The organism is Actinoplanes teichomyceticus ATCC 31121 (assembly GCF_003711105.1).
In the GTDB taxonomy this organism is placed as follows: domain Bacteria; phylum Actinomycetota; class Actinomycetes; order Mycobacteriales; family Micromonosporaceae; genus Actinoplanes; species Actinoplanes teichomyceticus.
Map to the genome: position 1 here is coordinate 5,591,011 of NZ_CP023865.1, position 19,115 is coordinate 5,610,125.

Annotated in this window: 15 protein-coding genes; 6 read left to right on the top strand and 9 right to left on the bottom strand. The window is 73.6% G+C overall.

All coding sequences use genetic code 11. The features are described 5' to 3' along the window. Nucleotides 1-26 precede the first annotated feature (26 nt). From ACTEI_RS24675 to ACTEI_RS24685, 3 genes are all read right to left on the bottom strand, one after another. Entirely contained in the window at nucleotides 27-926 is a 900-nt protein-coding gene (locus ACTEI_RS24675; RefSeq protein ID WP_122979837.1) for an SDR family oxidoreductase, read from the bottom strand. Between the two features lie 92 nt (nucleotides 927-1,018). Further along, the gene (locus ACTEI_RS24680) at nucleotides 1,019-1,387 is read right to left on the bottom strand and encodes a DUF2795 domain-containing protein (RefSeq protein ID WP_122979838.1); all 369 of its coding nucleotides are present in this window, start codon (nucleotides 1,385-1,387) and stop codon (nucleotides 1,019-1,021) included. A gap of 69 nt (nucleotides 1,388-1,456) precedes the next feature. Beyond that, nucleotides 1,457-2,593, bottom strand: a complete 1,137-nt coding sequence (locus tag ACTEI_RS24685) for a carboxylate-amine ligase (protein WP_122979839.1) — start codon at nucleotides 2,591-2,593, stop codon at nucleotides 1,457-1,459. Between the two features lie 360 nt (nucleotides 2,594-2,953). Between ACTEI_RS24685 and ACTEI_RS24690 the strand changes: the two genes are divergently transcribed. The 4 genes from ACTEI_RS24690 to ACTEI_RS24705 all read left to right on the top strand — a co-directional run bounded on the left by ACTEI_RS24690 (nucleotide 2,954) and on the right by ACTEI_RS24705 (nucleotide 7,929). Further along, a complete protein-coding gene (locus ACTEI_RS24690) occupies nucleotides 2,954-3,730 on the top strand; it encodes a SigB/SigF/SigG family RNA polymerase sigma factor (protein WP_122979840.1) in 777 nt (258 codons plus the stop codon). 43 nt (nucleotides 3,731-3,773) lie between these two features. Further along, nucleotides 3,774-4,505: a GAF and ANTAR domain-containing protein gene (locus ACTEI_RS24695; protein WP_145830927.1), complete on the top strand. Its 732-nt coding sequence runs from the start codon at nucleotides 3,774-3,776 to the stop codon at nucleotides 4,503-4,505. Between the two features lie 131 nt (nucleotides 4,506-4,636). Beyond that, the gene (locus ACTEI_RS24700) at nucleotides 4,637-5,761 is read left to right on the top strand and encodes a baeRF2 domain-containing protein (RefSeq protein WP_122979842.1); all 1,125 of its coding nucleotides are present in this window, start codon (nucleotides 4,637-4,639) and stop codon (nucleotides 5,759-5,761) included. 122 nt (nucleotides 5,762-5,883) lie between these two features. Next, nucleotides 5,884-7,929: a cellulose binding domain-containing protein gene (locus ACTEI_RS24705; protein ID WP_239082519.1), complete on the top strand. Its 2,046-nt coding sequence runs from the start codon at nucleotides 5,884-5,886 to the stop codon at nucleotides 7,927-7,929. 480 nt (nucleotides 7,930-8,409) lie between these two features. Here the strand turns inward: ACTEI_RS24705 and ACTEI_RS24710 are convergent, their stop codons facing one another. Both ACTEI_RS24710 and ACTEI_RS24715 read right to left on the bottom strand, forming a co-directional pair. Next, complete coding sequence (locus tag ACTEI_RS24710) at nucleotides 8,410-9,627, bottom strand: SMP-30/gluconolactonase/LRE family protein (protein ID WP_145830928.1); 1,218 nt, start codon at nucleotides 9,625-9,627, stop codon at nucleotides 8,410-8,412. Nucleotides 9,628-9,694: 67 nt separating this feature from the next. Next, nucleotides 9,695-10,684 carry a LacI family DNA-binding transcriptional regulator gene (locus ACTEI_RS24715; RefSeq protein ID WP_122979844.1) on the bottom strand — a complete coding sequence of 330 codons (990 nt, stop codon included), beginning with the start codon at nucleotides 10,682-10,684 and terminating at the stop codon, nucleotides 9,695-9,697. Nucleotides 10,685-10,800: 116 nt separating this feature from the next. Between ACTEI_RS24715 and ACTEI_RS24720 the strand changes: the two genes are divergently transcribed. Then, nucleotides 10,801-14,115, top strand: coding sequence for a GH92 family glycosyl hydrolase (locus ACTEI_RS24720; protein WP_122979845.1), 3,315 nt, complete (start codon nucleotides 10,801-10,803; stop codon nucleotides 14,113-14,115). Between the two features lie 50 nt (nucleotides 14,116-14,165). Here ACTEI_RS24720 and ACTEI_RS24725 read toward each other — a convergent pair whose 3' ends face one another. From ACTEI_RS24725 to ACTEI_RS37870, 3 genes are all read right to left on the bottom strand, one after another. Further along, on the bottom strand, nucleotides 14,166-14,618 hold the full coding sequence (locus ACTEI_RS24725; RefSeq protein ID WP_145830929.1) for a hypothetical protein: 453 nt from the start codon (nucleotides 14,616-14,618) through the stop codon (nucleotides 14,166-14,168). Between the two features lie 144 nt (nucleotides 14,619-14,762). After that, a complete protein-coding gene (locus ACTEI_RS24730) occupies nucleotides 14,763-16,277 on the bottom strand; it encodes a serine/threonine-protein kinase (protein ID WP_203723734.1) in 1,515 nt (504 codons plus the stop codon). Continuing rightward, a complete protein-coding gene (locus tag ACTEI_RS37870) occupies nucleotides 16,274-17,035 on the bottom strand; it encodes a serine/threonine protein kinase (RefSeq protein WP_239082520.1) in 762 nt (253 codons plus the stop codon). The genes ACTEI_RS24730 and ACTEI_RS37870 overlap by 4 nt, the downstream gene beginning before the upstream one ends. 168 nt (nucleotides 17,036-17,203) lie before the next feature. Between ACTEI_RS37870 and ACTEI_RS24735 the strand changes: the two genes are divergently transcribed. Then, a complete protein-coding gene (locus tag ACTEI_RS24735) occupies nucleotides 17,204-17,950 on the top strand; it encodes an AfsR/SARP family transcriptional regulator (RefSeq protein WP_122979847.1) in 747 nt (248 codons plus the stop codon). A 56-nt stretch (nucleotides 17,951-18,006) separates the two neighbouring features. On the opposite strand, the gene ACTEI_RS24740 is transcribed toward ACTEI_RS24735, so the two are convergent. Beyond that, nucleotides 18,007-18,915, bottom strand: coding sequence for a peptidase inhibitor family I36 protein (locus ACTEI_RS24740; protein ID WP_239082521.1), 909 nt, complete (start codon nucleotides 18,913-18,915; stop codon nucleotides 18,007-18,009). Nucleotides 18,916-19,115 lie beyond the last annotated feature (200 nt).

Here is a 19,115-nt window from a genome sequence, read left to right on the forward strand (position 1 = left end):
ATCGTGCCGCGGTCACGCCGGACGGATCAGGCCAGCGGCTTGCCGCCGGTCACGCCGAGCACCTCGCCGGTGATGTAGCTGGACTCCTGCGAGGCGAAGAAGACGTACGCGGGGGCCAGCTCGGCGGGCTGTCCGGCGCGCGCCATCGGGGTGTCGCCGCCGAACGACTCCACCTTCTCCTTCGGCATGGTGGCCGGGATCAGCGGCGTCCAGATCGGGCCGGGCGCGACCGCGTTGACCCGGATGCCCCGGTCGGCGAGGTTCGCGCCGAGGGCCTTGGTGAACGCGACGATGCCGGCCTTGGTGGTGGCGTAGTCGAGCAGGTTCGGCGCCGGCTGGTACGCCTGGATCGACGCGGTGTTGATGATCGTGGAGCCGGGCTCCATGTGCGGCGCCGCGGCCTTGCTCAGCCAGAACATGGCGTACAGGTTGGTCTTCATCACCCGGTCGAACTGCTCGGTGGTGATGTCCAGGATGCCGCCGTCCTGGGCCATCTGATAGGCGGCGTTGTTGACCAGGATGTCCACGCCGCCGAGCTCGTCGAGCGCGGTCCGCACGATGCGCCCGCAGTGCGCCTCGTCGCGGATGTCGCCGGGCACGGCCACGGCCTTGCGACCGGCCTTCTCGATCAGCCGCACGGTGTCCCGGGCGTCGTCCTCCTCCTCCGGGAGGTAGGAGATCAGCACGTCGGCACCCTCGCGGGCGTACGCGACGGCCACCGCCCGGCCGATCCCGGAGTCGCCGCCGGTGATGATCGCCCGTTTGCCGGTCAGCCGCCCGGTGCCCCGGTAGCTGTCCTCGCCGTGATCCGGCTCGACGTCCATCTCACCGGTGGCGCCCGGGTGCCGGATCCGGTCGCTGTCCTGCGCCTGCGGGCTGCGGTACTGCTCCTGCGGATGCTGCTTGCCGTACTGGTCCTCGGACACGGTCCTGCCTCTCTGCCTTGGGTGACCTCCGCCTTCCCGCAGCGGGCCGGAATAATCCCCCGGAGGGGTGGATGATCACCCGCCGGGCGCGGTCAGCGTTCGCCCGGGCCCCGGCCCAGGGCCGCCCAGATCTCGCTGACGGTGTGGAAGACCACGCCCTCCGGCAACCGGTCCAGATCCGCCAGCACGTCGTCGGGCGCCCCGAGCGTCCGAGCGCCCCGGCGGAGCGCCTCGCGGTCCCCCGGCATACTGGACAACCCGATGTAGGTGCCGAAGCGGCTGAGGCTCGCGAGGGCGTCGGCGTTCGGCACCCGGCTCGCCTCCGGCTGGTCCTCGCCCGCGGGCTCGGCCGTCTTCCACTCCTCGGCCCGGCCGCCGGCGATGCCCTGGACGTTGCCGCGTACCTCCTGCTTCATCTCCTCGTCGAGACGTGTGCCGTGTTTGCTGCTACCTCGCTCCATGGCTGCCGAGTGCCCCGGCCGGCCCCGGGTAAACGGGCCGTGCCCGGCAATCCGGGGCAAGCTTCGCTTTCAGCCGCCGGCGGTCCGTTTCGTCAGGTCGGCCAGGACCGCCCGCAGGTCGCCGGTACGCCCGTGCACGGCGCGCTGCCGGGCCGCGCCGGTGCCCTGCCGCCGCAACCGCCGCAGCCCGGCACGTACCAGGGTCAGGTCTCCGCTGCGCAGCAGCGCCGGGCCGACCGTGCTGACCAGCTCGTCGACCAGCTCCCAGGCCGGGCGCTCACGACCCTGCCGCAGGTCGACCAGGGTCCCGCCGAGCCCGTCGTGCGCCGCGTGCCAGTGCGCGGCCACCAGCAGGCAGTCACGGACCGGAACGGCCCGTATCCCCGCGCGGACCTGCTCGATCAGGGTGGCCACCAGGGCCCGGACCAGACCCGCCACCAGGACGGTGTCGCCGACCGCCGAGCACACGTCGCACACCCGGACCTCCACGGTCGGGTAGCGCGCCGACGGGCGGGCGTACCAGTACACCATCGCCGGGTCCAGGATCACCCCGGAGGCGATCAGCGCGTCGACCGTACGGTCGTAGTCCTCGGCGTTCTCGAAGTACGGCGTCGGCCCGACCAGCGGCCAGCGCTCCAGCTGCACCGAGCGCCAGCTGGCGTACCCGGTGTCCGCCCCCTCGTAGAACGGCGAGTTGACGGCCAGGGCCTGGATGACCGGCAGCCACACCCGCAGGTGGTTGCAGACCTGTACGGCCAGTTCCCGCTCCGGCACCCCGACGTGCACGTGGCACCCGCACACCGCGGGGTCGGCGGCGATCGGGCCGTACCGCTGCGCCATGGTGTGGTACCGCGGCCGGTCCGGCACCGCGCGCTCGTCCTCCGCGACCGGGGTCGCGCCGACCGCCACCAGCCAGGTCCCCATGCCGGCGGCGGCGCCGGAGGCCGCCCGGCGCAGGCCGGTGAGGGCCCGGCCGGCCTGTGCCAGGTCGGCGCAGACCGGCGTCACCATCTCCACCATGCTGTGGCGGAACTCCACCCGGCTCTGCGCGCGCGCCTGTTCGGGCAGAGCGTCCAGCACCCGCGCGGCCATCGGGACGTTCCGGCCGGTATCGGGGTCGAGCAGCATGAACTCCTCCTCCACCCCGACGGTGAGCGCGCCGGTGACCGTCAGGGTGGGTTCCGCAGCATGGATGGTCGTGTACATCGTCGCCACCGTTCAGGCGGGCGACGCGCGGACACCGCGTCGCAGGAATGCCTGGGTTGCCCCCCTCTGTGCCCGTCAAACGTGGACACTTCAGCCAGCTGCCCCGGGGCCGCGCGACGGGTCGCCACGGGTGCCGCCTCCAGGTCCGGCAGCGTGGCCGGCGGATCCTCCGTTCGGGCCACAGCGACTCGTCCGCGCGGATAGTGTGTGAGTCATCGGTCGCGTAGATGCCGAGAACCCCCCGGGGCTGACAAGGGTGTCAGGGTGGCATCTCGCCGAGACCGTGGACGACAGTCGTCCTCCCCCGCGTTCCCGGCTACCGCGGACAGCTTCACGCCGCATCCGGTGAGGGGAGTTCCGATGCATCTCTCCACTGCACCATCCGCCGAGGACCACGCTGCCGGCCTGATCCTCGCCATGACGCAGCGGGCGCAGACCGACCCGGCGCGGCCGTTGCTGCGCGAGGCGGCGATCACCGCCTGGACGCCGATGGCCCAGCGGCTGGCGCGCCGCTACGCCAGCCGGGGCGAGTCGCCGGAGGACCTGAGCCAGATCGCCGTGGTCGGGCTGATCAAAGCCGTCGACGGGTTCGAGCCCGGGCGCGGCGCCGACTTCACCAGCTATGCGATCCCGACCATCCTGGGTGAGCTGAAGCGGCACTTCCGGGACCGGACCTGGAACATCCGGGTCCCGCGACGGCTACAGGAGATGATCATGGCGACCGCCAAGGCGCGCGAGGCGCTGATGCAGGCGCACGGCCGCGAGCCGACGGTCGCCGACCTGGCCGAGCATCTGGGCGTCGGCGAGGAGGCGGTCATCGAGGGGCTGGAGGGCTCGTACGCCTACCGCGCGACCTCACTGTCCAAACCGATCGGCGCCGACGGCGAGGTGGAGCTCAGCGACACCCTGGGCGCCGACGAGCACGGGTACGACCTCGCCGAGCTGCGCCTGGTGCTGGGCCCGGCGATGGCCTGCCTGACCCCGCGCGAGCAGCGGGTCGTGACGCTGCGCTTCTACGGCAACCAGACCCAGATCCGCATCGCCGAGCAGATCGGCGTGTCCCAGATGCACGTGTCCCGCCTGCTGACCCGGGCGCTGGCCAAACTGCGCACGGAACTCGCCCCGGACGCCTGGTGAGCAGCCGCGCACGGGTGTGACCGCGACCGAGGGGAGCGGCGCCATGGCGCCACCGCAACCGGCTGCCGACCCGGGCGGCGCGCACCGGCAGCCGCTGGCGGAGGCCGTCGTCGCCCTGGTGGAGCACCCGGAAGGCGCCGGGGACCGCCTGACCCGGATCGCCCAGCTCGCCGTCGAGCGGGTGGCCGCCGCCGACTACGCGTCCATCACCACCCTGCACGGCGACGCCTACACCACCGTCACGGCCAGCGACGACATCGTGCGGGCCGTCGACGAGGCGCAGATCGCCGACCGGTCCGGCCCGTGCCTGCAGGCGCTGCGCACCGGTGAGCCGGTCACGGTGCCGGACACCGGCGCCACCATGCAGTGGCCCGGCTTCCACCGGATCGCGCCCGCGCTGGGGCTGGTGGCCTCGGTGTCGGTCCCGCTGCACACCGGCTGCGGCCCGCCCGAGGCCGTGCTGAACCTGTACGGCCGGGACAGCACCGCGATGACGCCGCTGATCCTCGGCCTGGACGGCGCGCACGGGACCCAGCGCGATCCGGACCCGGCCCTGGAGCGGCTGCTGCAGCGGGATCCCGGCGCGGCGGAGCTGCTCACCGGGTACGCCGAGGCGCTCGCCGCGCGCGCCACCATCCGGCTGGCCGTGCGGGTCCTGGCCCGGGACACGAACAGCACCGACGACGACGCCTACCGGGTGCTGCGGGCGTGCGCCGCGGACGAGCACACGCCGCTGAGCGCCGCCGCGGCCGCCGTCCTCACCGGGCAGCGCTGACCGGCCGTACCGGACAGGCCGCCGGGTGTACGGAACATCCCGATCCGACGTGATTTCTGACGATCGCCGGGTACGCCCACGTCCGGGAAGAACCTTCGCTTTGCCGCGATCAGAGGGGAAAGGGCCCCGGCATGAATCTCGATTTCCTGCGCCCGCTGCTCGACACTCCGGGCAGCTGGGTGTCCGTCTACCTGGACGCCACCCGGGCCGGCGAGAACGCCGACCACGAGGTCGGCCTGCGCTGGCGCGCCCAGCGCGAACGGCTGGCCGGGCAGGGCGCCGACCCGGCCACCCTGGAGGCGGTGGACGCCGCCGTCCGCGACCACCCCTACCAGCCGGGCCGGTACGGGCTGGCGGTCTTCGCCCGGGACGGGGAGGTCGCCCTGGTGGAGACGCTGCCCGCGCCGCCGGGCGTCGACGAGGCCGACCTCGCGCCGCTGCCACACCTGATGCCGCTGATCCGGCAGCGGCACGCGGAGGTGCCGTACGTCCGGGTGCTCATCGACCGCACCGGCGCCGAGCTCGACGCGCTCTCCGCCGGCGGCGTCCCCCGGCACCGGGAGGTCACCGGCAGCGCCACCTTCCCGCTGCGCAAGGTGAACGCCGGCGGCTGGTCGCACCGGCGGTACCAGCAGGCGGCCGAGGAGTCCTGGAAGCGTAACGCCGGCGACGTGGCCGCGGCCGCGGCCGACCTCGCGGAGGCCGTCGACGCGGAGGTGATCGTGGTGGGCGGGGACGTCCGGGCGGTGCAGACGTTCGCCGGGCGGCTGCCCCGACGCTGGCAGGACCGGGTGGTGCAGACCGACGCCGGGTCCCGCGGCGCGGGCGCCGACGAGAGCGCCCTCGACGACGTGACCGTCCAGGCCGTGGCCGAGCTCGCCGACCGGCACGCCGGTGAGGTCATCGATCGCTACCGCGCCCAGCGGGCCGGCGACACGGCGGGCCACGGCCTGACCGACGTGGTCACCCGCCTCCAGCGCGGCCAGGTCGACACGGTGCTGCTGGCCGACGACCCGTCCTCCACCGACACGCTCTGGATCGCCCCGGACGACCCGTCGCTGATCTCCGTCGACGACCACGTGCTGCGCGAGGCCGGGGTGGCCGAGCCCTGCCGGGTCCGGGCCGACGCCGCGCTGGTGCGCGCGGTCGCCGGCACCGGGGCACGCCTGGTCCTTCTCGACCCGGACGAGGTCGAGCTGGAGCACGGCATCGGCGCGGTCCTGCGTTACGCCGACGCCGATACCGCTGCCGGCTGACCATCGGCGGTGACGCGCCGCGGGCCTGGCGCGTCACCGCCGGCTCCCGGATTCATTGACAGACATTGGTACGAGCATCACGATGGGAACGCTCCCACCCGTCCCATGCCGTGGAGACCCTCGTGCACATCCCCACCCTGCGGCGTGCCCTGGCGAGCACCGTCCTGCTCGCCGCGGTCACCGCCACCGCCATCGCGCCACCGGGCGCCCACGCCGCCGGCCCCGCCACCGACACCCGCGTCGACGTCGACGTCCGAGCCGGGCTCGCCACCGTCGGCAACGCGGCGCTCGGCGTCAACCACGCCATCTGGGACGCCCAGCTGGGCACCTCGGCCGTCGCCGAGCTGCTGCAGGACGCCGGCGTGCGGATGCTGCGCTACCCGGGCGGCTCGTACGCCGACATCTACCACTGGCGCGACCACACCGCGCCCGGCGGCTACGTCGCCCCGGGCACCGACTTCGACACGTTCATGGCCGCCGCCCAGCGCACCGGCGCGGAGCCGATGATCATCGCCAACTACGGCACCGGAACCGCCGAGGAGGCCGCCGACTGGGTGCGGTACGCCAACGTCACCAAGAACTACGACGCCACGTACTGGACCATCGGCAACGAGAACTACGGCAACGGCCACTACGGCAGCGCCTGGGAGGCCGACGAGCACGCCGACAAGAGCCCCGAGGAGTACGCGGCCACCGTCGTCGCGTACTCGCGGGCGATGAAGGCGGTGGACCCGACGATCAAGGTCGGCGCCGTGCTCACCATGCCCGGCAACTGGCCGGACGGCATCGTCGGCGCCGGCGACCAGGGCACCTGGAACCAGGAGGTGCTCACCCGGGCGGGCGCGGCCATCGACTTCGTGGACGTGCACTGGTACCCGGGCGGCACCACCCCGGCCGAGACGCTCACCACACCCGCCCACATCCGGGACGCCGTACACCTGCTGCGGCAGCAGATCGACCGGTACGCCGGCGGCGACGCCGGCCGGATCGGCATCAGCATGACCGAGACCAACGTGGAGATCGGGCGCAACACCCAGCCCGGCGCCCTGTTCCTGGCCGACGTCTACAGCGGCCTGCTCGCCCAGGGCGTCTTCACCGTGCACTGGTGGAACGTGCACAACGGCATCGGCGACGTCACCACGGTGGCCGGGCACCCCGACTACGACGACTACGGGCTGCTGTCCAGCGGCAACTGCACGGCCGACAACTCGGTCTGCCAGCCGCCGCTGAACACCCCGTTCGCGCCGTACCACGCGCTGTCGCTGATCGGCGACCTCGCCCGGACCGGCGACCGGTTCGTCGGCGCCGGCACGGACAACGAGCTGGTCAGCGCGCACGCCGTACGGCGCGCCAACGGCGACGTCGCGGTGCTGCTGATCAACAAGGACCCGGACGCCGCGCACACCGTCGCGCTGAACTACCAGGGCTTCACCCCGGCCGCCGCCGCCCCGGCGGTCGCCACGTTCACCAACGGCGCCGACGGCGTGACCACCACCACCGGCGGCACGGCGGCCGCGCAGACGCTCGCCCCGTACTCGCTCACGCTCGTCACGCTGCACCCGGCGCGTGCCGAGACGGCCGGGCCGAAGGCTCCGGCGCAGCCCACCGCCACCGTGACCGACCGGACCGCCACGATGTCCTGGCCGGCCGCCGGCTCCGGTCTCAAATACGAGGTGTACCGGCAGAACGGCGGCACCGCCGAGCTGCTCGGCGAGACCACCGGCACGTCACTGACCGCACGCAACCTGGAACCCGGGCGTCGTTACACGGTCAACGTGCTGGCCCGCGACGCCGCCGGGCGGGTGTCGCCGCCCTCGCCGCCGCTGACGTTCACCACGGGCACTCCCGCGGACGCGGCCTGCACGGTGACCTTCCGTGACACCAACGACTGGGGCAACGGCTTCGTGGGCTCGATCGACATCACGAACAACACGGCCGCCGCGGTGGCCGGCTGGACGCTGGCGTTCACCTGGCCGACCGGGTGGCAGAGCGTGAGCAGCGGCTGGAACGCCACCTGGGCGCAGAGCGGGCGCACCGTCCGGGTGACCGGCGACGCCGGTCTGGCCGCCGGGGCGTCCACCTCGGTGGGATTCGTCGGGTCGTACAGCGGCCCGAACGTGCTGCCCCGGGCGTTCACCCTCAACGGCACCGTCTGCACGACGAAGTGACGGCGCGGCCGATGGCCCGGCGTGGGCGCGATGCCCGCCGCGGTCACCGGCCGCCTCCCTCTTTGCGGTACGCCCGGTCAGGCCCCGTCCGCAGCCCGCCGGCCGAGCCCCGTCCGCGGCCCCGGAGACCGAACCCGGTGCGTACCGCGCCACCCGAGCCCGGACATCCGGCGACCGAGCCCCGTGCCTGTCCGCGCGAGGCCGCCACGCCCCCGGACCGCAGCGCGACGCACGCTCTCGGGCTGGTGCTGACGGTGGTCACCCGCCGCGCGTGCGCCCGGGACCGCGCTGCAGGGAGTGATCCCCTCCAGCGGGGGCGGGATCAGGGCGGGGCGGGATCAGGGCGGGGCGGGTGGGCGCCGGCGGGGAGCCGGTGTGGGGTGGGGCGGGCGACGGGCGCGACCGGCACGGGGCTCGGCCGGGCGGCCTGCGCACGGGGCCACCAGGGCGTACCGGGAATGGGTTCGCCGAAGGCGCGCGTCACGGGGCGCGTTCGGGCGGACGGCTGCCGCAGCCGTAGCGGCAGGTGCGGAACTGGGCGAAGCGCGGCCGGTCGTGGCTGCCGAAGGAGGTGAACTCGCCGCCGACGGTGATCACGCCGAGGCGGGGGTTGGCGTTCATGGTGAGCACGCCCCACTTGCCGTTGCTGCGCGGGTTCCAGTCCAGCAGCGCGCCGGTGGCCGCGTCCCAGGCCGCCAGCTTCGGCTGCTTGCGCAGCGTGGCCGGGCACCACGAGGTCGCCGTGCGGGAGCGCTGCGGGCAGGCGACGGTGAAGTGCCCACCGGCGTAGACGGCGCCGTTCAGGTAGGCGATGGCCTGGATGTCACCGTCGGTGACGCTACTCCACAGCATGGCGCCGTCGGGCCGATAGGCGACCACCCGGCCGCCGACGCCGGACAGTCCGGCGTACACCCGGTCCGCGGTGACCGTGACGGCCAGGGCCGGGTACGGCGTGGCCGGGTGGAAGCCGCTGTCCACCTGCCCGTCGCTCAGGCGCAGCGCGCCCAGCCGGGCGGTGGCGGTGTCGTTGAGGTGCTTGAAGCCGCCGCCGACGTACAGCCGGGAGCCGGCCGAGGTCAGCGACTGCACCTTGCCGTCGGCCTCGCCGCGGAACCCGGTGTCGAGGGTGGCGTCGGAGAGCCGGAACGCCGCCAGGTTGCGCGCCGGTTTCGCGTCCACGGCGGTGAACTCGCCGCCCAGGTAGAGCCGCCCGCCGCCGGCCGCGAGCGCCTTGCCGGTCCCGGCGATGGTGTGCCGGATCGGGCCGACGGCGCCGGTGGCCAGGTGGATGCCGGCCAGGCCGGGGCGGGGCTGGCCGGCCACGGTGGCGAACTTGCCGGTCGCGTACAGCGACGACCCGGAGGCGGCCAGCGCGAAGACGGTGCCGTCCGCCGGTGGCGCCCAGGGCAGCAGGTCACCGGTGCGCACGTCGACCGCCGCCAGGCGCTTGCGGGGCACCTGCCGGCCGCCGACGATCGCGTTCCGGAAGCTGCCGCCGACGTACACCGTGGTGCCGACCTGGACGCTGGCGTAGACCAGGCCGTCGAAGCCGACGGTGCGCGCCGGCGTGGCGGACGCCAGCGGGATGGCGGCGACGGCGGCGGTGGCCGGTCCCGCCGCGAGCAGCGCGGCCAGCAGCAGCACCGGCAGACGCCGCCACCGGGAACGGGACGATCGGGTGATGCGTACTCGATACATTCGAGTGACGGTAAAAGCGTTGATCACCCGGTGAGCGGCTGTTCGCCGGGCTTACCCCCAAAGTGCGTCAGGGCCGTGCGGGGCGTTCGCCGGAGCCGCGGGCGATCAGCGTCGTGGGGATGACCACGGTGCGCGGCGGACCGGTGTGACCGCCGATCCGCTCGTACGCCAGGCGCGCCGCCGCCCGGCCCAGCTCGGTCATGTCGTGCGCCACCACGGTCACCCCGACCACGTCGGCCAGTTCGAAATCGTCGAAGCCGACCAGCGCCGGGGGCCGGGCACGCCCGCGCAGCGCCCGCAGCGCGCCGGTGGTGAGCCGGTTGTTCGTGGTGAACAGCGCGGTCGGCGGCTCGGGCCCGGCGAGCAGCTCGCCGACGACGCGTTCGGCGGTGGCCGCGTCGTGCACGTCGGTGCGCAGGTACGGCTCCCACTCCGGGTTGCCCGCGGCGCGCATCGCCGCGGCGAAACCGTCGATGCGGGCCCGCTGCGATGCGGTGCGCAGCAGGTCGGCGACCAGCGCGATGCGACGGTGGCCGCCGGCGAGCAGGTGCTGTGCGGCGGAGCGGGCGCCTCCGGCGTTGTCGATGAGCACGCTGTCGGCGGCGTGGTCGACGGGCGGGCGGTCGAGGAACACCAGCGGCACGTCGTGGCCGCCGATGACACCGTCGCCGCTGGGCACGATCAGCAGGGCGCGGACCCGGCGTTCCAGCAGGGCCTCGGCGAGGCTGCGCTCCAGTTGCGCGTCCTCGTCGTTGTTGACGGTGACCAGCAGCAGGCCGTGCCGGCGCAGTTCGCGTTCCACGCCGCTGGCCACGGCCGAGTAGAACGGGTTCGCCAGGTCGCCGCTGATCAGGCCGACCAGCGCCGAGGTGCCGCCGGTGCGCAGCTCACGGGCCAGACCGTTGAGGCGGTAGCCGAGCTCGTCGGCGGCCTCACGCACGCGCCGGCCGGTGGCGCGGGAGACGTACGGCTCGCCGTTGAGCGCGCGGGACGCGGTCTTGACGCTCACCCCGGCGCGGGCGGCGACCTGGCTGAGGGTCGGCGGCCGGATGTTCATGGGGACAGTATGGCGGTTGCACAATTCGTGTAGGTGAATACGTTGACAGGGGCGAGTCGACAGGGCAGGTTACTGACAACGATGACATAGATGTACTCCATTGTCTGGAGCGGCTCATGGACCTCCGCGTTCGCCTCGGCGCCGGCATCCTGCTCGCCGGATTCCTGGTCGCCACCCCGGCCGCCGCGGCGGACCGTGACCCCGGACCGCCGACCGCCACCCCGGCCACCGCCACGGACCGAGACTCCGGACCGCTCACCGCCACCCCGGGCGCCGCCGCGGACGGCGACCTCAGCACCGGCTTCGAGACCGGCCAGCCGCAGCCGACCTGGACCGACAGCACCGAGGCGAGCACCGGCGTCGGTGGCTACTGCTGCGGGCTGACCGGGATGCAGAGCGGTGTCCGCACCGAGCGGGCGCACACCGGCTCGGCCGCCCTGATGTACTCCGGCAGCGACCAGAGCGCCACCGCGTCCTACTCGTACCAGCGGATCTTCGACGTGAACCTGCCGGTCACCGCCGCCAGCCGGCTGTCGTACCGGGTGTACCCGCAGTCCGGCGGGCATCTGGACGTCGCGGTAGACCTGGCCTTCACCGACGGCACGTTCCTGCGCGACTCCGGCGCGCTCGACCAGCACGGCGTGCGGGTGCACCCGGCGTTCCAGGGCAGCGGCAGCGTGCTGCGCTTCGACACCTGGAACAACGTCGTCTCGGACATCGGCCGGTACGTCGCCGGCAAGACGATCGACCGGATCCTTCTCGGGTACGACCAGCCCGCCAACACCGGCACGTTCCGCGGCTACCTCGACGACGTCACGATCACCCGCGACGCCGCCCCGGCCCGGCTCAGCGACTACGTGGAGACCCGGCGCGGCTCGGACTCGACCAGTGCGTACTCGCGCGGCAACACCTTCCCCGGCGCGACCGTCCCGCACGGCTTCAACTTCTGGACACCGATCACCAACGGCAACAGCGACACCTGGCTGTACGAGTGGGCCGACACAGGCGTGCAGGGCTTCGGGATCAGCCACGAGCCGAGCCCGTGGATCGCCGACTACGCCCAGTTGCAGGTGATGCCGATGACCGGTGCGGTCAAGTCCACCCCGGACGCCCGCAGGTCCACGTTCCGCCATGCCGACGAGGTGGCCCGGGCGCACTACTACCGGACCCGGCTGGACACGTACGGCATCACCGCCGAGATGGCGCCCACCGACCATGCCGGGGTGATGCGGTTCACCTTCCCGGCCACCAGCGAGGCGGTGATCCTGTTCGACACGGTGGACAGCGGCACCGGCTCGCTCGCCGTCGACACCGCCGCCCGCACCGTCTCCGGCGAGATCACCCATCGGGGCCAGCGGATGTACGTGCACGCCACGGTCGACAGGGCGATCACCGCGACCGGCACGGTCACCGGGCAGGGCGTGACCAGCTGGGTGCGGTTCGCCACCGGCGCCGGCGAGCCGGTCACGCTGCGCATGGCGACCAGCTTCATCAGCGTGGCGCAGGCGCGCGACAACCTGGCGCAGGAGGTCGGGACGAAGAGCCTGGACACGGTCCGCGAGGAGGCGGCCGCGCTGTGGGACGCCCAGCTCGGCAGCGTACGGATCGAGGGCGCCTCCACCGACCGGATGATCACCTTCTACTCGAACCTGTACCGGGCGCTGATGTACCCGAACAACCGGTCCGAGCTGGTCGGCGGGGTGCGGCGGCACCGGAGCCCGTACGACGGCCAGGTCCACGACGGCCAGATGTACGTCAACAACGGCTTCTGGGACACCTCGCGCGCGGCGTGGCCGCTGTACACGCTGCTCACTCCCACGCGCACCGGCGAGATGCTGGACGGTTTCGTCAACGCGTACCGGCAGAGCGGCTGGACGCCGCGCTGGTCCGGCCCGCACAACGTGGGCATGATGGTCGGCAGCAATCAGGACCTGGCGTTCGCCGACGCCTACGTCAAGGGCGTGCGCAACTTCGACCACCGGGCGGCCTACGCCTCGATGGTGAAGAACGCGACGGTGTACTCGGCGAACGGCGCGAACGGCCGGATCGGCAACCAGGTGTCACTGTTCAAGGGGTACGTGCCCACCGACGTCGCCGGGGAGTCCGCGGCCTGGACGCTGGAGGACGCCAACAACGACTTCGGGATCGCGCAGCTGGGCGCCGCCCTCGGCTACGGCGAGGACGCCGCGTACTTCCGCAACAAGGCGCTCGACTACGCCCAGCTCTTCTCCCCCTCGGTCGGCTTCTTCCGCGGCCGGCAGAGCAGCGGCGCGTGGCGCACCGGGGACGCCGACTTCGAGCCGCACCTGTGGGGCTGCGAGTTCACCGAGGGCGCGCCCTGGCACTACGCGACGCCGGCGCCGCAGGACCCGCAGGGCATGGCCAACCTGTACGGCGGCCGCGCCGGGCTGGCCGCGAAGATCGACTCGGTGTTCGCGGCGCCGCGCGACTACCTGCCCGGCTGCTACGGCGGCGTCATCCACGAGATGAGGGAGGCCTACGACGCGAACCTCGGCCAGTACGCGCACTCCAACGAGCCGATCCACCACATGATCTGGATGTACAACTACGCCGGCGTCCCGTCGAGGACCCAGGACCGGGTCCGCACCGTCCTGACCACCCAGTACGGCCCCGGCCCCGGCGGCGGCTATCTCGGCGACGAGGACAACGGCCAGATGTCGGCCTGGTACGTCTTCGGCACGCTCGGCTTCTACCCGGCGCGGATGGGCAGCACCGACTACACCATCGGCGCCCCGCTGCACCCGCGGGCCACGATCACGCTGGAGAACGGCCGCACGTTCGCGATCTCCGCGCCCGGCGTCAGCGACACCAACCGGTACGTGCAGAGCGTGACGCTCAACGGCGTCGCGTACTCGAAGAACTACCTGACCCACGCCGACCTGGCCGCCGGCGGCACCCTGGAGTTCGCGATGGGCCCGAACCCGTCGTCGTGGGGCAGCGCCGCCGCCGACCTGCCGCCGTCGCTGACCACCGGCTCCGGGCCCCCGGCGCGACTGACCGATCGGGCCACCGGCGGCACGCTGACGGTCACCGGCGAGAACCCGCCGAACGAGGGCAGGGCCGCGCTGACCGACGACACCTCGCTGACCAAGTGGCTCACCACCGCGGGCACCGCCACCCTCACCGACCGCCTCGCCGGGAACCCGGTCGCCGTCCGGCAGTACACGCTCACCTCGGGGAACGACTCCCCCGAGCGCGATCCGCGGGCGTGGACGCTGCAGGGCTCGGCGGACGGGGTCACCTGGGTGACGCTGGACAGCCGCAGCGACGTCGACTTCGCCGACCGGCGGCAGACCCGCGCCTTCGTCGTCCCCGGCACCCCGCCCGCCTACCAGCACTACCGGTTGCAGATCACCGCCAACCACGGGGCGCCGATGACCCAGCTCGCCGAGTGGCAGCTGCTCGGCTGACCGCGCCACCCGCCCGTCCCGGCCGGGACGGGCGTCGCCCGTGCGCGACCTCAGTGCCAGACCGTGTAACGCACCTGCTGGATGGTGGGCTCGATGTACTCCACGGCGTACAGCACCCGGTACACCGCGCCGTCGGGCACGCCGGACGCGAGCACGGTCCGGGTCGAGGGCCGCTCGGCGCACGCCGTGACCGGATCGGTGTAGGTGGCCGCGGAGCCGTCCGCCGGGAAGAATCCGACCAGGAACGTCTGACAGCGGTCCGACGCGTCGGCCACGTCCCGGATGTGCGAGACGCTGATCGTCGAGCAGGCCGACCGCGGCACGATGAGCGGCTGGCTGGCGACCCGGCCGCCCGCGTAGAAATCGGTGGCCGGACGTGCCGGCGCGCACTGCGGCGCCGTCGCCTGCCCGCGGCCGGGCGAGGCGGTGGCCGCGGCGGGCGCCGCCACCGCCGTCAGGGCCGCCGAGACGACCGCCGCCGTCACGCTCCACGCTCTGCTCATCGGAACTCCCTCCAACGCTATGTGACTCAGGTCACAACAGCTTTCTCCCGGGTTCCGCCGGAGGCAAGTCGTGCACCGTGCCAATCCGTCCGCCCGGTGACCGGTGCCGGCGGAGCGGGTCCGGGCGTGACCGGCGCCCGGACCTCACGGCGTGTACAGCGCGCGGTAGCGGGCCACCTCGGAGGTGTACCTGCGCCACTTCGGCGAGATGCCCCTCGCCTGGATCACGCTGGTCGCCGACGAGCGGTAGGCCGCCGCCAGCAGCAGGCCGGGGTCACCGGGCACCGACTTGAGCTTGTCCGCCTGGAAGCACAGCAGCCGGCCCATCGGCGGGATGGACATCTCCGGCGGGAACGGCGGCTTCGGCGGAACCGCGGGCGGGGTGCCCGGCAGATAGCCGGCGAGCACACTCGGGGTCCAGCGGGCGATGCCGTACTCGTCCTTGGCCGGGTCGCTGAGATCCGGGTCGAAGTTGCTCTCCACCTTCAGCATCGCCGCGATCAGCGGCGGGTTCAGCCCCTCGGCGTCGCACATGGTGCCCGCCGCCACGATCAGCGGACGGTACTGCTCCGGGATGCCGACGCCGCGCTTGAGCAACTCGTCGCCCGCGAAGCTGGGCGACGGCGCGGCGTCCGGCCGGTCGTCCCGCCGCGACACGGTCACCGCCGTGGCCGTCCCGGCGGTGGCCAGGATCAGCGCCGCCGCGCCGGCCGCCACGAGCCGGCGAGGCACCCGCGACGCGCGCGGCGCCGGCTGCTGGCGCATCCGGGCCAGCAACTCGGCGGCCGGGTGCCGGGCCCGCTCCCCGTGGGTGGGCGCCAGGCAGTCGCGGATGATCGAGCGCCACGCCTCCGGCACGGTGTCCGGGACCGGCACCTCGGCGCGGGTCCGCACGTACTGCGCGGCGGCCAGCGCCCACGCCCGCTGGCCCGCGCCCGGGAACGGGAAGTCGCCGGTGAACGCCTGGTAGGCCAGCACGCCCAGCGCCCAGATGTCGGAGGTGGTGCGTACCGCGATGCCCCGCTCGCCGAGCGATTCGGTCCAGTACTCCGGCGGCAGGTAGCCGGAGGAGCCGATCGGCGGCAGGTAGCCGTGGGTGCCCTCGATCTCGGCGGTCAGCCCGAAATCGGCCAGGCGCACCGATCCGTCGTCCATCAGCAGCACGTTGGCCGGTTTCAGATCGCCGTGGATCCAGCCGTTCCCGTGCATGTACGCGATGCCCTCGCACACCTGGGTCACCAGCGCGGCGGCGTCCGGCAGCGGCCGCCCGGCGTGCTCGCGCATCAGGTCGGCGAGCGAGCCCCGGGCCCGCTCCATCACGATGACGGCCGCCCCGTCCAGGGCGGGAGCCTGCGGATCGTCCACGACCAGGGTGTCGTAGCAGCGGATCAGCCGCTCGTGCGCACCGCCGCGGTGGAACCGCACCTCCCGGCCGGCCATCGCGGCGAGGTGGCTCAGCTGGCGCGACGTGACCGTTCCGGTGGGCAGGAACTTGAGCGCCGCCCGTGCCGGGAGGCCGTCGGCGCCGGCGCCGACCCACCGGGCGTCGTAGACACTGCCCCAGCTTCCGGTGGCGATGCCGCCGGTGACCTCCCACCCGCCGACGCGATAGCCGGCCGGCACCTCGACCGCCCAGGCGCCGGGCCGCGGCGGGCTCACCCGGCCCCCACCGGCGTGGGCAGCAGCCGCAGATGGTCCTCCCGGACCAGGTTGAACCGCAGCGCCAGCGACACCAGCGCGGCCCGCTTGGTGTCCAGCCGCCGCGCCCCGTCGACCGCGTCCTGTTTCACCCGCAGTTTCGTGCGGGCCAGGTAGTCGATGTGGAAGTTGACCGCGGCGACCGTCAGGTCCGCGCAGGCCGGCAGCGGCCGCAGCCGGTTCACCACGTTCTCCACCGTCGGGATCGCCACGTGCGAGCGGTCGCGCAGCCGTGGCTCGCAGAGCGCGACCAGCACCAGGAAGTACTTCGCCGACTCGTCCAGCGGGAACGCCGCCAGCGTGCCCTCGCCGTCCGGCGCGCCGGCCGCGGCGCGGTCCAGGTAGGCGTGCATCGGCGCGAAGACACTGAACCGGACGAAATCCAGCCCGGCGGGCAGCACCACGCGGGAGATCTCGAACGGGATCGGCGCCGCCAGCCGGCCGGGCGGCACCTTGACGTGCTCCCCCGCGCCCTCCGGGTTCTCCACCACATAGGTCTTGTCGGCGCTGAAGTTGCTCAGCAGCCAGTGGTCGGCGGCGCCCTGGATCTCCCCGGCCAGCCGCGGCACACCCGGATCGGCGAGCCGCACGTCCACCGCGACGCCCGGGGCCCCGCGCCCGAACCGGACCTTGGCCCCCGGCCCCAGCGCCACCGTCGTCGTGCGCGGCCTGCCGTCCCGATCGGTGCCGTCGGCGAGATGGATGAGCACCGTATCCATCGACCCACACCTCCGCGTCGCACAGTGCCGTCGCCGAGCAGCCAGTCTACATATGCCGCGGTCTATCCCGGTCCGCGCCACCCGATCTTCCCTAAGAATTCGCAGGACCGCTGACCTGGGCTTCCGTGCGTCAATGGGGGTACCACCGTCCCCTCGGGAGCGAGGCAGATGAACACTCTCACCGCCAGCGGGCTGCGCTTCGGCGTCCTCGGCCCGCTCGCCCTGTGGTCCGACGGCGCCGGTGACACCCTGACCGCGCCGAAACTCCGCGGCCTGCTCACCCTCCTGCTGCTCGACAGCGCACCGGTGCCGGCGGCGCGGGCCCGTTCCGTGCTCGACGAGGACGAGCGCCGCCGCGACAGCACCGGGGCCCTGCACGTCGCCGTCCACCGCCTGCGCCGCTGGCTGGTGCAACACGGCGGCCACCGCCTCGACCTGGAACCGGCCGGCTACCGCCTGACCGTCGCCGGCGGCGAGGTGGACGCACAACGCTTCCGCCGCCTGCTCGCCGCCGCCCGGGGCGGGACCGACCCGGCCGAGCGGGCCGAGCACCTGATGCGGGCGCTGGCGCTGTGGCGCGGCCCGGTCGGCGCGGACGCCCCCTGCGCGGTCCGCCGGCAGTACGCGGCGCGCCAGCTGGAACGCCTGCGCCGCCAGGCGACCGTCGCGCTCGCCGACACCTGCCTGGAGGCCGGGCTGGCCGACCGGGCGCTGCCGCTGATCGAGCGGGCGGCCGCGGAGTCGCCGTACGACGAACGGGCCCAGTCGCTGTTCGCGCTGTCGCTGGCCGCGTGCGGGCTGCCGGCCGAGGCGCTGCAGGTGATCGAGGGCACCCGCCGCACCCTCGCCACCGAGCTGGGCATCGACCCGGGCCCGCACCTGCGCGACGCGCAGCTGCGCATCCTGCGCCCGTGACGGGGGTGCGCCGCCCGCCGCGGTTCGCGGCGGGCGGCGCGGCGCGCGGGGGCCCGTCAGGACAGGGCCATGTCGCTGTAGTAGTGGCGCAGGATGGCCCGGTGGTCCCGGCCCGCGTTGGCCAGGTCACGCGAGCCGTACTGGGACATCCAGTCCCCGTCCACCCAGGCCGGGCACTCGGTCGTGGTCGCGCAGTAGTGCGCCTGCAGGATGTCGCCGCCGCGGGTCATCCGCGTCGACCAGGTCCGGTCCACCGCGGAGGACGTCGACGCCTGCGCCGACGACGGCCGGTAGACCTGGTCCTGGACGTCGTCACGCACGTCGTAGCACTGCCCGGCCGGGGTCTTGCGGGTCGAGTGCAGCGCCCAGTACCAGCCGTAGCTCTTCACCGCCATCGCGCCGGCGTCCAGCGAGGCGGCCGGCCAGCTCGCCACCCACTCGTTCGGCAGGACGTTCTTGACGTACGTCTTGAAGTCCACCCGGTCGACCCGGCCGAGGCCGACCCGGTAGACCAGGATCGTGCTCGGCAGCGTGCTGTTCGTGCCGTCGGTGCTGCACCCACCCGTGGCCGCCAGCAGCTCGTGCGAGGCGTTGTTGTTCTTCAGCGTGGCGTTCAGGTTGCCCTTCGCCCCGGGCGCGAAGTCCTGGCCGGCGCCGGCGTAGTTGCTGTTGAAGTAGACCCGCACGGTGTGGCCGGTGCGGTTCCACACCGACGCGGCGTTGTTCTTCACGCACACGCCGTTGCCCTCGCCGGCGCCCTTGAACTCGTAACAGGACGGCTGGGTGGTGCCGTAGTCGTCCAGCGAGCCGGTGAAGTCGGAGACCGAGCCGGCCTGGTTGCTGTTGTAGTAGTAGCAGAACTCGCCGCTGTCGCACGCCCCGTCGCGGTCGGCGGCGGACGCCGCGCCCGGCGCCACGACCGTCCCGGCGAGCACCGCCACCACGAGAGCCAGGATCCCCGACACGCCACGGTGGACGGCCGTGCGCCTCGCGGTCCCTCGTGGAGCGCGCGCGTCACCTCCGCCCGCGCGGCGCTCGGGTACGCCTGCGAAGTCGTGCCGGGTTACGGCGATGGCCGGCCGGGAACGACGCATGATCGGTCCTCCTCGTGGGGTGGCAGTCGTGGGAACGGGCAACACCCTGCGAGACGGAACCGGCTGTCCGG